The sequence below is a fragment of the Holospora obtusa F1 genome (assembly GCF_000469665.2).
GTDB lineage: Bacteria > Pseudomonadota > Alphaproteobacteria > Holosporales > Holosporaceae > Holospora > Holospora obtusa.
The window spans coordinates 1-12,564 of sequence record NZ_AWTR02000001.1 but is presented as its reverse complement, the minus strand read 5'-3'; the positions used below and the strand labels follow the sequence as shown (position 1 = coordinate 12,564).

The window sequence follows — 12,564 nt, the reverse complement described above, 5'->3', positions numbered from 1 at the left end:
TATTGAAAGTGAAAACCTCATTGAATCATTTTGCAATAAAACAAAAACTATTGTTAAAAGCCAATGTTTTAATGTTCAATGAACTTCAAATTTTGAAAGGTGCTACGTAAGATGAGTTATTAATTATCATTCAATACTCTGGAAATATTTCGCCTTATTTTTTTTCTTATTCTCCTAACCTTAGTCCCTAAAAAAATCATGAGCTAAATCTAAGTATATTCGCAGCTTCACTCACTGCTCCATAGATCAATTATCTATTTTTTTTAATATGACATTTTGTAACGAATTAAGTCATATACCTCTAAACTTGATCTCTTTATAACAGGTCCAATCTATAAAATTTATCTTACCATTTTAACCTGATTCTAGATTTTTTGTTGCTGCGCTCTTTTTTTTCCATCATAAAAAAGCGCAAGTCAATCATATAAAAATAAAAGAATGATTAAGTAAAAAATAATAGATCTTTAAAGCTTTAAAGATTTCTGCATCCCCTGATTAGCCATAATTTTAGCAATATCAACCATATCACAAGCTGCTCCTCTTAACGTATTATCCGAGCAAACCCACACAGATAAACAATAGGGAGTAAGTTGGCGAATCCTTCCTACTGAAACAACCACTTGTCCTTGCATTTCTTCTGATGTTTTATAATCTTGCGACACCTCTACATGAGAAGCGTGACTCCAGGCGCTTTTTATATCCTGTAGAGAGTACGCTCTTTCTAATTCTACCCAAACTGCCGAGGCATGCCCTTTCAGAACGGGAACGCGCACTGCAAAGCTAAAAATAGGGCAATCGACTTTCAAAATACGCTGCAATTCTTTTTGAATTTTTTCTTCTTCACTGCTTTGCCCATCTTCATTTAAAGTACCGATGTGTGGAATTACATTAAATCCAATACTTTTTGGAAAATAATAAGTGTTTACATGTTCACCAGATAGTTTACTTTGAGTCTCTAAAACGCATGCCTCAACGCCTTTATTTCCTGCCCCAGAAACGGACTGATACGTAGAAATATGTACAGATTTTAGTCCGTACATAGTACAAAGAGGGTTTAAAACGCACGCAAGTGGACTGACAATACAATTGCTGTGACTGCACAATTGATCCTCTTCTTTTAATGTATTGTGATTCACGCCGGGAACGATCAAAGGGACAAAAGGATCCAACCTGCGCCAAGAGCTGGAATCTACAACACGAGCTCCAGCATGCAGAGCTTTTTCAATCCATAATTTTGATACCTCTTCATCTGTTGCAAATAAGCAAAAATCAAAATCAAAAAAATTCGCACAATCAACAGGATAAACGTTGAAAAGATGATCATCTATTACTAAATTACTAAATTTAGAAGCAAACGCAGAAATTTCCCATTGCTCCTTATCAGCCATCATTAGCTTTAGTACATTTCTTCCTACAAGACCAGTAGCACCGATAAGAGCTACCTTGTATTTTGGATGATTAAGCATATTTTAAACAGATCCTGAAGCGCTTAATATACTTCCTTCAAAATTTTTCATTTTTTGTTTTAACATCATGTCTTCGTACACAATACATAACGCAAATTTTTTTAATATCTCTAAAACTTCTTCGACAGTTGTATGTCTCCACAATAAATACGTTTGCCAAGGTTCCAAAGAATCTTCTTGGCAATGTGTATTAAATTTCTCCAAACTCGCCTGAGAAATATTTTCACGTACTTCAAGAACAAGATCTTTAGCTATTTTTCTTGGCATCATGTACCCAACATTCCAAGCTTGTCTTCCATTATCTATTGCCCAAAGCACACGACTTTTTGCGTACTGCTTGGAAAATAAAACTTGAAAAAGATTCCAATAATACGCATGAAAAAAGGAAGCGCCTACATGAAGACCATCTAATAAAGCAATGGCTGCGCGTAGCGGAGTAAAAGGACCTGGAGCCGTAAACGTCCCTGCATGACGAAGATCGCCACGATCAACGCCTTGTTCAAAGATAGAATGCACTAAGCATGCCAATTGTTGGTCTCCATGATCTTGATTGTGATTTGATTGAGTAATAAGACGTAAATTTGCAGAAAGGTCTTCAAAAGAAAAAATTTTATCCAACTCTCCACCGATCTCCCATAACGCAACAACGACAAAAGGGAACCCTGTAAAAGTTAAAATCGACACCGTTTCTTGATTCATCTTCTCCATTCCTCTACTATTTTTTTTACGCGACTGCACTGACGAACATTTTTTAGTTTTTCTGCACGAATAATTGTGGTAATTTCAGAAGCAGCTACAAAAAAATCATCATTAAATACGATATAATCGTAATGAATCCATTGCTCCATCTCAAAACCGCTAGCCAAAAGACGACGAGAAATAACTTCAGGAGAATCTTGTCCCCGTTGCTCGAGTCTTGCTTTCAGTGCATCTCGATTGGGAGGAACCAAAAAGATACTCACAACCTCTCCTTTTAATCCGGAATGAGATTTTAATTTTTTTAGCCCCATCTGATCTAAGGCACATATAACATCTTTTTTTTTAGTAAAACATTCTAAAATGTAATCTAAGGGAGTTGCGTAAAAATGATCATGAACCTGCGTCCATTCTATAAAACGAGACTCAGCTTGATGCATGTGAAAATCTGCTTCTGAGACAAAAAAATAATCTTTTCCTTCTTGCTCATTTGGTCGAGACGCTCTTGTAGTGACAGAAACAGATGCGCAGACATTATCTAAAGAATTAGCTATATGCTTGCACAGAGACGTTTTACCAGTTCCAGAAGGAGCAGAGAGAACGAATATGATGCCATTAGAGCTTTTATTTTGAAATTCTGGCATTTAAATCTTAGGTTTCAATAAAAAAATAATTTGTCCCATTATAACACAATTTATTTTTTGAGATCAACTTAAAAAACGAGTATGAAAAATTATAAAAATCATACAAAATTATGATAAAGATCTGTGATTTTAAGAAGTAAATTTTTAAGCATACTGAACACGTTGAGTGACGAAAAGTCTGTGATGATTTGAGAAACAAAATCTAGTTCTGTTCTTGTTTTATTATGATATTTTGCTTAATTTCAAAATTAGATTGAATCACAACTAATCCAGCGATTACGGCAGTTTCAGTCCGCAAACACAACGAAGATAAGCATAAAGGGTACAAATTTTTTTGATTTTGGAACAATTGAAGTTCACACGGACTCCATCCTCCCTCTGGCCCTATCCACAAACTTTCAAAAGAACAATCTTTATCCAGATTGTAAGGCGTATTCCAAGGATCTTTGTGAGCTACCCAACCAGCGCCATGTGCAAGTACAGCCTTTTTAAGGCTAAGTAAAGGCATAATTTCAGGAACTGTATAACGCTTACTCTGCTCGCTTGCTTCCTGTACAATACGTCGCAATCGCTCGAGATTAATCCGCTGAATAGAGCTGCGCTGAGCTACCACAGGATGAATGTGTGTTATTCCTAATTCAGTACTCTTTTCTAAAGCCCAATCAAGACGCTTAAAGAGAGAAATGTAGAGGTGCAAAGGCTTAGGAGACTGGGGTTGGTCAACGATACATTCCATGACTTCAAGTATTTTATCTTTTTTCGAGCACGCTGCCTTCCATCCGCCATCTTTTCCGTTAAAAACCTCTACCTCGTCCCCAGGTTTTAATCGCATCACATGATATAAGTAGTGAATATGCTGAGGAGACAATAAGAGTTCACCTTTTTTCAAACTTTCATTTACAAAAAGACGAATCATAGTTTCTTTTTGAGATTTAAAAGTGTACAATTATTAATATCATTTTGTGCATCTAAAAGCAAATCTTTAAAACAATATAAAAATGTTCAAAATTAGATTTATTTTATATCGAGATAATAAGTAGTATGATTTTATTAGCAAAAATTATTTGTCCAAAGGGCGTAAAGGGAAGATTAAAAATTGAAGTTTTTACCGAAGATCCCTATTTTATTACAAAATGCCCCTTAGTTGTGAATGAAAAAAAGGAACACTTAAAATTTATTTTTTGTGGATGGATTAAAAAACCTTCTCAGATAGAAGCGCAGTGCCAGGGGATAGATTCAAGAGATAAAGCAGAATTTTTAAGAGGAATGAATTTGTATACATTTTTTGAGCATTTTCCATCGCTTCCTTACGATTGTTATTATTGGAAAGAATTAGAAGGGTGTGCACTGCAATACGGAGAAATCGGTTTAGGTACTGTGATAAGGGTCAATAACTTTGGAGCAACGGATTTATTAGAAATTTCTAGCTCTAAAAGCTCTTCTTCGTTTTTTATTCCGTTTCACAAAAATTTTATTAAGGATGTGTGTAAAATTCGTAAGATCATATCATGCACTCAAGAAGTTGAAGAGTTAATCAACATGATATTGTAGGAGAAAAAGTAGTTTTTTATGTGGTATGAGGAAAATTTTTATTTGGAAACCATACACCTAAACGTAAGTGTTGCTGTAAATCGTAAGACGTGTAATCACCGTTGTTACATTTAATTAAAGAATTATAATAAAAATACTTATCTAAATTTAATTAAATAATTTACAGAGCATGTTTTTAAAATATGCTCAGTTGATAGAGATTTGATAAAATTGCATACAGATTCTCTTAAATTATTTAGGATACCATAGATTCTATTTTTAATCGACACTACAGCTTAGATCTAAAGGGGTGAGTAATAGAAATATAATCAAGCTTGATTACAATCAAAACACGACATCCAAGAAGTAGCGTAAGCAGGTGGTGGATCAGGTACCAAGAAGGCACAGGCCATTAAAGTTAAACCACGCTTAGATAGTGTAGTCACGAGATATTAGCCCATAAAGCGATACATCGAATTTGTACTGCTGCCAAGAATGATCTGACATTTTTCGCATAACGGCTTGCAGTACCGCGCCAGCGCTTGAGATGGAGAAATGCATTTTTAACAAGATGCCGCAACTTGTATAAATCTTTATCATAGCTTTTGTGAACTTTTCGGTTTTTTCTTGAAGGTATGACTACGGTCATGCCTTGGCCTTGGCTTTGGGCCTGAGCAACAATCGCATCGCTATCATAACCTTTGTCTGCGAGTAAATACTCGGCTGCGATATCGCTTATCAATTGCCAAGCTTGCGTGCAATCAGCCGTGGTACCGTCTGTAATAATGATTCTGACCGGAATACCATGTGCATTCACGGCCAGATGTACCTTTGTATTAAGCACCCTTTTGAGCGGCTCATCTCTTGATTGCCACCTTTCGCACCAGCTGTATGAGGATGCACTTTGATGTGACTTGCATCAATCACCAGCCATTTATAATCCGGAACATCAACTCATTCTTCGAGCAACTTCTCCCAGATACCTTTGTCTCTCCATCTGATAAAACGACGGTGCGCACTGCTCCAGCTTCCATAATCTGGCCATGGCGCTCCTGTCCTTAAGATCCAGAACATGGCATTAATACATTGGCGATTAATCTTTAGCTCTCCCACCCCAAACACCTTCTCGTCCTGGTCAATGAGGCTCTAACACAACTCCATACGCGCTCTGAAATATCGTGGCGACGATGGGCTTCTGACATACAATACCTATGCATGCATTCATGAAATAACTGCATCACTTATATCATACTTCCTATCTCGTGACTATACTATTTAGGGTATTTAATGATTCTTGTCATACAAAAATCTTGTATGAATGTAGCAAGCTATACGTAAATAGCTATACGACGGATTAATTTTTATTTACAAAGGATCAAGAATGTTCAAGTTTAAAATGCGCATTCTATTTTTTTTGAAAAAATTATGGTAAAATTTTTAAAAATAATTAAAGCTTTATATGTGGATAAAAAAAATTAATAAAATTTTTTTATTATTTTTTATAACTTCAAATTCTCAAATGTCTTTCTCACAAAAACAAAATTTTTTTCATCATGCTAGTATTGCATCTATTTCTGAACAAAAACTTACTAAATCAATTGAGCAAAATCTTGAAAAAATAGAAGAAGAAATTGAAAAAGAAGAAAAAAATATAGAAAATCTTCTTGGTTCTGGACCGTTAACTTACATGCTTAGTGACAATAATGTTTTTGAACTCTTTTCTTTTGGTAGAAGATGTGATGGTAGATGGTTCATTCGTAAAAATAAAAAAAATTTTTATTTAAGAGAAATGATCGCAAAAAGAGATCTTTTTTTATTAAGAATAGCGAGAAGAAGGATAGAAAAATTAAAAGATTATCGTCCTTTTTTAGATTATTTTATACATTTAGGAAAAGAATTTTGGGAAGCATTTTATCAAATTTTTCCTGTACATCGTGATTGCTGTGCACGGGAATCCAGTATGGCTGGTCGAGTTGGTTCGTTCTGTATGTCAGTGAGTGAGTTTGAAGAAGATCTAAAAGATGTACAACTGTTAAGATAATTTATTAAATCAGACTACAGTAAAAACAGTTAAATTGTAATACAAAATATGATACATTTTGTCTAAAAGAAGTAGATAATGTCAACGCGTCCATACAGTATAGATTTAAGAAAAAAAATTATAAATTTTATCAAATCAGCTGACAGTCAAAAAGAAGCATCGAGAGTTTTTGGAATAAATAAATAAAATAACAATCAACAGATGGTATTTGCGTTATAAAAGTAAAGAACATTTTTATCTAAAGATACTTTTGGATGCAAAGCCAACTATAGAAAAAAGTCTTTTATTCAATACTCATCATCTCGATGCTAGATCAGAAAATAGTGCTCGTGAATTTGGCATGAGTGTCAGTGGTGCACGTTATGAACTGATGTTACGCAGCAATAGTTGATTTCTGCGTAACATCAGTTATTGAAAGTGAAAACCTCATTGAATCATTTTGCAATAAAACAAAAACTATTGTTAAAAGCCAATGTTTTAATGTTCAATAAACTTCAAATTTTGAAAGGTGCTACGTAAGATGAGTTTCTAGCACTTTTGCTGGTCCATTTTAGTGGCGATTCGGGGGAACCTCGAGCAATTGGATCAACAAGATCTTCTAATGTTTTTAAGATATCGGAATGTTTATTTTTGACTGACTTTCTTCCATCAACAGCTGCTCTGACTCTAGTTTGATCTATACTATTTAAGCTGTCTAATTCTTTCAAGCCCTTATCAATTGTTTGTTAGACATTTGCGTTGCTTTACTCACAATACCTCCATAACCATAAGACCTAGCTTCTGTAGCAGCCCATAGCCTGCGCCCCTCTCTCATTTAGACAGAATTTTATTGCTAGATATTTTGCTTGTATTTGGGCAATAGGGTGTTCTTTTTCAATATTATCTTTCACATCTCAAGGCATTATGCAATCATCTAAGTTATTTTTTCACGATTCCTGAGGCCAATGAAGATAAAATGAACAGAAGATAACAAAACTATTTAATGCTAATATGTGTTTTTTGTGTATCGGCGGTTAAAGAAGCTAGGCTTTAACTATAAAAAAAGTCTTTACCTATTTGCAAGCAAGCCAAGAAAAACGAGAGCGATATAAAGAAACTATAAAAGGTATACCACCAAAAAGTCTTATATATATTGATGAAAGCGGTATTGAGATGACCATTTGTGCAGAACGCAGGATGGGACAGAAAGAGAAAAAAGCTTGCTGCCAAAAAGAGCGGTAACTATTATAGCCGGGTATGGTAATCATAAATCGATAGCGCCTATGGTATTTAATGGTTCTTGTTATACAAAATTATTTGAAGCTTGGTATCTCAGTTATTGATTAAGGAATGAGAACCTGGGCAAATTATAATAATGGATAATACTGGATTTCATAAATCACAAAGAACGAAAGAGTTGATCGAATTTGTAAGTTGTTAACTACTCACCCGATTGGAATCCAATAGAGAAATTTTGGACTAATATAAAAAGATGGGTTAAGAACAAAATTAACCAGTTTGATAAACTTTACGAGGCTATTTCCGCATTTTTTCAAATCCCATTTTCACGCTAAATTACCATATCGTATTTTATCTCTTGACGACACCATCTAGGATTAAAATAAAACCTACACTTTATGACATAAAAATATTTAAGCTAATAAATAATTGCAACCGTATTTTACGCACAGGCTATACAGTAGGCCTATCAAAAAAACCTAATATTATACTTATTTTTTACAACAGCTAGAACTTTTTTTAACAGAAATTTTTTTATGTGATTCTCCATTCCTACTTATCATTACTCTGAAAACACCTTTATATCTAAAAAATGTATGAAACGGAATAAAATCAATACATATCAAGGATAATTTTCTCTATTTTTGTACCAATTCAAAAACATAATGGTATTCCACAAGCGATATCCGTAATCTGCTTTTTCTTTGATATGTAAACACCAAAGCTTCTGAATAGCTTTTGAATGAAATCCTAAATTCTCTAAATCTTCTGTAATTAACAAGGACTCTACCCAAGGCCGTAAATCAGTTCTCAACCAATGTCCTAACGGAACTCTAAACCCTTTTTTTTTGTCTTGAGCGATAAATTTCGGAAGCCATTTTAAAGCAAGTTGTCTTAATAAATATTTAGCATTTCCCCGATAAATACGGTAATGTAACGGCAATGTCCAACCGTATTCGATAACAGTATGATCTAAAAATGGACTCCGAACCTCTAAACTATACGCCATACTAGCTCGATCTACCTTTGTTAAAATATCTCCAGGAAGATAACTTAATATATCCCAGTACTGCATAGAAGCAACGGGATCCCACAACTGAGTTTTAGAAAATGAAAATGATAAAGGTTCTAAGTCTTTTTTCCAAAAATTTTTGATGGGATGTTGCAAACATACACTGTGATAAAGATCCCAAAGATCATCCATTCCTAAAATTTGTAACATGTTTGTTAACTTTTTATACCGATATCCAGAAAATATTTGTAGGCCTGCGATACTGACTAATTTTCGCATCCAAACGGGAATACTTCCTAATTTTTGTACAAGTTTTCCGATCCATAAGTACCGATTATATCCTGCAAAAGATTCGTCTCCTCCGTCTCCAGAAAGGCATACCGTAACTCCGTGATTTTTAACTTGCTTACATAAAAAGGCGGTGGCGAGTTGAGAGCCATCTGCAAAAGGCTCATCCCAATACGCTTCAGAAAGTACAGTTAATGCATCTTGTCCTGTCATGTAAAAAGTTTTGTGAAGCGTTCCAACGTGATAAGCAATGGATTCTGCATTAGGCGCTTCATTGTACTCTTTGATATTAAACCCAACTGAAAAAGAACGCACAATCTCTTTGTTGTCTTTTTTTTGAAGACATTGCATCATTGCAGTCACCAATCCGCTATCTATTCCTCCAGATAAAAATACGCCAAAAGGAACATCGCAAGTCATACGTCTTTGCACATTGTCTATTAACAATTCTTCTAAAGTTTGAAGCTCTTTTTCTATAGGACGTTTTGATAAAACTGTATTTTGTAATATATTAAAATGATCCCAAAAACAGTGCAAGGTTTCTGTACCTTGCCAAGAAATTTCTAAAACAGTTCCCGGAACAAGTTTTTGAAAGCCTTCATAAATTGTAAAAGGATCTACCACGTATCCCATATGAAAAAAAGAAGACATTGCCTTTTCGCACAAAGTTCCTTTCCATCCAGGGCAATGATGCAATGACTTTAGTTCTGAAGAAAAGACAACCATTGTTCCAATTTTTCCCCAGTATAAAGGTTTTTCTCCTACTCGATCTCTTGCAAGATACAACGTTTTACTAAATTTATCCCATAAAGCAAAGGCAAACATCCCCCGAAAACGACGACAAGCTTCAACTGGTCCCCAAGCCTCACAAGCGTGTAAGAGAATTTCAGTATCACTTGTGCTTTTTAGAAAAGAAAAATTTTTTCGATAATCTAATGCGTTATAAATTTCTCCATTATACACAATGACATAACGCCCAGAAAAAGATACCATTGGCTGATGACCGTTTGGAGAAAGATCTAAAATGGCCAAACGCCTATGTGCCAAAATAATTCCTGCATTTTCATCTCTCCAGATTCCAGAATCATCGGGCCCCCTATGATCTAACGCCTTAGAAGCTTTTATTGCAAAGCTTTGCAAAGAATCAAAAGAAAAATCTTTATTTAAGTCCCAGATTCCCGCAATGCCACACATCTCAACTATTCATCAAATTTCTAGAAACTATGCAACACATTGAAGTGCAAAGTCAATAGATCACTGGAAATGAGGGAGGGTTATTTACGTAGGTGTTTAGTTCCTAACTCTTATGGTGTAATCGATAAAGAACGCAAAAAGACAAATTATATGGAAAATAATATTGCATGCCAATACCAAGACAACGACAAAAATCAGAAAAAAAAATACTAGAATCTAAAGAGAGCGCATCAACGCTTGCAAAACGCTATAAACTAAACGTCAATACGGTTAAAATGGAAGAAGACATTAAGCGTTGAAGATCAGTGCTTGGGCGCGACACAGCCAAAGATCGTCTTATCTTCAAACGCAGCCACATGTGATTTATCAATTTTGACGTATTTCTAAATGAGAGCTTTCACCTAAAGATAGCTAGCAATGTTTTTTGATAGTGATTAAAGATTTCTGGCGTCGTAAACGCACACCAAAGCTTGATTGATCCGTACACCATAAATTCCTTCTTGGAAACTATTTTAGTACGTCTCGTCATGCGCCCTAGGTGATTGTATTACCATTATCTTTATCTATGCATACAGCGCCTGATTTTCCAATATTATGGCGGTTTTTTTGGTAGAATTTTAGAAAAAATATCCCAATCATCAATATAAAATGTGCAATTTTCAGATGTTTGACTTTTTCGTAAAATCGTGTGAATGTTGCAGCATCACGATTTTCTGTAAAGTATCTTCGTGTGCTACGATCAACGGCTTTGATAATCCAGAGTTTTTAACTTTTTTTGGAAAAAATACCACATTTCATCAGAATTTCACTACTTGAATCTGACCTAAAACTTCAGATCCTTGTATTTTTTTCATCTCTGCCACTCCACACCTGTATATACTAGAAGGAGAATGATGCCTTAGCTAAAGCGTATAAAATGAGGCATAAGGCTTTTTTGACAGCCGTTTTCCTTTTTGCCCCTTTTGTCACCTTTAACAAAGTTATAACCACATTCCTTACACTTATAGCTCTGAACTTTGCGTACTATACCGTTCCTTATGCAGTTTTCGGAATTACACTTTTTGCAATGCATTGCTGATGAACTTCATACGACTCTATAGTCGTATGTTGACATAAATCTATCTAAACGTCAAAACTTTCAAAATATGTTTTTCACTCTTGTTCAAAAAAATCTAAATTTTTAAATTTTACGTTTATTAGGGGGGGGGGATCAAAAAAATGTCTGTGATGCTTTTTAACCTCAAGTTTAATTAAGCATTCGTATTCGAAAAATTTAATGTACAGTTTTAAAGTTTTATGAATAATCAAACTTAAACATTTTTTTAATTATAAAGGATTACCGTGAATAATTTTTTTTGTATTCTAAAAATTCAAACTTTTTTAAAAATGTGGAAAGGCAAAGTATGTCTTCGTGTTCAAACGTATCACAAAAGTACCGTAGAAAACCTTAATTTTTTTTTTGAATCCTATAAAAATGTTTTGTTTTCAAAAAGCATCTTAGTTTTTTTTCTTATAATTCATTCAGAAAAAGCGCAAAGCTTTAAAAAAGAAGAGTGTGTCCCGTGTATTCGAGAAGGTGGATTTATGGGGCTAAATTTAGGATATTGTTTTGGTTCGGTAAAAAATGCTTCTCTACAAGGGATGGGAAATGACTTATCTGCGATAGATATCGAAATTCCAAAAGGTCCTATGGGAGTGGGATACATTTATCCAGATCAGATACAAAGTAAGTTTTATCAAAACGGATTCATTGTGGGGATAGAAACGGGATATGATTTTAAAATTTCCGGAAGTTCTGGAAATGGATTAATTTTGGGGTATTTCGCGAATGGATCATTAAGCACAACAAAAGGAGCAGCATCATTTCCCGGTATGTATCAGTATCCTGATCGAGAGAATTTCGTTTTTCCTACTATGAGCTTTGAAGAGAAATTACGTGTAAGAAATAAAGGATTTTGGAGCACCGGATTGCGTATTGGCCCTATGATAAAGCGTACATTTATTTATGTAAAAGCTGGATTTATGATGACGCGCACAGGAATAAGCTTAGAGAGAAATGAGTTAACACGCATCGTCGTTCCTTCAAAAGTTTATTGGTTTCCAGGATCTGTTTTGGGAATTGGTACAGAAGTTCAGCTGAGTCCTGTTTTTGTAATGGGTATTGATATTTCTGCAAGTTTGTGCAAGGCAAAACAAACTACTGTTGCATTTCCAGATTTAGGAGGAGGAATGCTGATAAAATTTCGTCCTATGTATACTCAAATATTATTTACTTTCAAGTATAAGTTTCCTTTAAAAACATATTTAAGTGCTCCTTCTTCAGTCTCCTCTGTGTATCGCCCCTCTTGGTAGCTCACTTTCAGTTTCAACGTCTTTTTGTAGTGCTTTCTTTACAAGAAAGTATTACAAATTTCGATAAATTTTTTAGACTTAACGCAAAATAATTTATTAACTGATGTTACGCAGCAATAGTTG

The 12,564-nt window shown here is 34.6% G+C and carries 11 protein-coding genes and 3 pseudogenes; 6 read left to right on the top strand and 8 right to left on the bottom strand.

Annotated elements, in window-relative coordinates; translation table 11 throughout:
- Positions 1-464: 464 nt before the first annotated feature.
- The 4 genes from P618_RS00055 to P618_RS00040 all read right to left on the bottom strand — a co-directional run bounded on the left by P618_RS00055 (position 465) and on the right by P618_RS00040 (position 3,752).
- Positions 465-1,466 carry an aspartate-semialdehyde dehydrogenase gene (locus P618_RS00055; RefSeq protein ID WP_021827122.1) on the bottom strand — a complete coding sequence of 334 codons (1,002 nt, stop codon included), beginning with the start codon at positions 1,464-1,466 and terminating at the stop codon, positions 465-467.
- A gap of 3 nt (positions 1,467-1,469) precedes the next feature.
- Positions 1,470-2,204 carry a hypothetical protein gene (locus tag P618_RS00050; protein WP_156918912.1) on the bottom strand — a complete coding sequence of 245 codons (735 nt, stop codon included), beginning with the start codon at positions 2,202-2,204 and terminating at the stop codon, positions 1,470-1,472.
- Entirely contained in the window at positions 2,162-2,806 is a 645-nt protein-coding gene (gmk, locus tag P618_RS00045; protein ID WP_021827120.1) for a guanylate kinase, read from the bottom strand. The genes P618_RS00050 and gmk overlap by 43 nt, the downstream gene beginning before the upstream one ends.
- Before the next feature lie 202 nt (positions 2,807-3,008).
- Positions 3,009-3,752, bottom strand: a complete 744-nt coding sequence (locus P618_RS00040) for an RsmE family RNA methyltransferase (RefSeq protein ID WP_156918911.1) — start codon at positions 3,750-3,752, stop codon at positions 3,009-3,011.
- A 95-nt stretch (positions 3,753-3,847) separates the two neighbouring features.
- Here P618_RS00040 and rimM point away from each other — a divergent pair, with 95 nt between their 5' ends.
- Positions 3,848-4,357, top strand: coding sequence for a ribosome maturation factor RimM (gene rimM / locus P618_RS00035; RefSeq protein WP_021827118.1), 510 nt, complete (start codon positions 3,848-3,850; stop codon positions 4,355-4,357).
- A gap of 421 nt (positions 4,358-4,778) precedes the next feature.
- Here rimM and P618_RS07035 read toward each other — a convergent pair.
- A pseudogene (locus P618_RS07035) lies at positions 4,779-5,511 on the bottom strand (IS5 family transposase).
- Positions 5,512-5,795: 284 nt separating this feature from the next.
- Here P618_RS07035 and P618_RS00025 point away from each other — a divergent pair.
- The 3 genes and pseudogenes from P618_RS00025 to P618_RS08910 all read left to right on the top strand — a co-directional run.
- Positions 5,796-6,377, top strand: coding sequence for a hypothetical protein (locus P618_RS00025; RefSeq protein WP_021827115.1), 582 nt, complete (start codon positions 5,796-5,798; stop codon positions 6,375-6,377).
- 78 nt (positions 6,378-6,455) lie between these two features.
- Complete coding sequence (locus P618_RS08915; RefSeq protein WP_021827114.1) at positions 6,456-6,563, top strand: IS630 transposase-related protein; 108 nt, start codon at positions 6,456-6,458, stop codon at positions 6,561-6,563.
- A 219-nt stretch (positions 6,564-6,782) separates the two neighbouring features.
- Positions 6,783-6,896 (top strand): annotated as a pseudogene (locus tag P618_RS08910) (IS701 family transposase); the annotation flags it as partial.
- Here the strand turns inward: P618_RS08910 and P618_RS00020 are convergent.
- Entirely contained in the window at positions 6,872-7,084 is a 213-nt protein-coding gene (locus P618_RS00020; RefSeq protein WP_021827113.1) for a hypothetical protein, read from the bottom strand. The pseudogene P618_RS08910 and the gene P618_RS00020 sit on opposite strands and share 25 nt — an antisense overlap.
- A gap of 726 nt (positions 7,085-7,810) precedes the next feature.
- Here P618_RS00020 and P618_RS08905 point away from each other — a divergent pair.
- Positions 7,811-7,930 (top strand): annotated as a pseudogene (locus P618_RS08905) (hypothetical protein); the annotation flags it as partial.
- A gap of 287 nt (positions 7,931-8,217) precedes the next feature.
- Here the strand turns inward: P618_RS08905 and asnB are convergent.
- Together asnB and P618_RS08900 are read right to left on the bottom strand one after the other, a co-directional pair.
- Positions 8,218-10,089, bottom strand: coding sequence for an asparagine synthase (glutamine-hydrolyzing) (gene asnB, locus P618_RS00010; protein WP_021827110.1), 1,872 nt, complete (start codon positions 10,087-10,089; stop codon positions 8,218-8,220).
- Positions 10,090-10,987: 898 nt separating this feature from the next.
- Positions 10,988-11,161 carry an IS1/IS1595 family N-terminal zinc-binding domain-containing protein gene (locus P618_RS08900; RefSeq protein ID WP_420805301.1) on the bottom strand — a complete coding sequence of 58 codons (174 nt, stop codon included), beginning with the start codon at positions 11,159-11,161 and terminating at the stop codon, positions 10,988-10,990.
- Positions 11,162-11,430: 269 nt separating this feature from the next.
- Between P618_RS08900 and P618_RS00005 the strand changes: the two genes are divergently transcribed.
- Positions 11,431-12,441, top strand: a complete 1,011-nt coding sequence (locus P618_RS00005) for a hypothetical protein (RefSeq protein ID WP_021827108.1) — start codon at positions 11,431-11,433, stop codon at positions 12,439-12,441.
- Positions 12,442-12,564 lie beyond the last annotated feature (123 nt).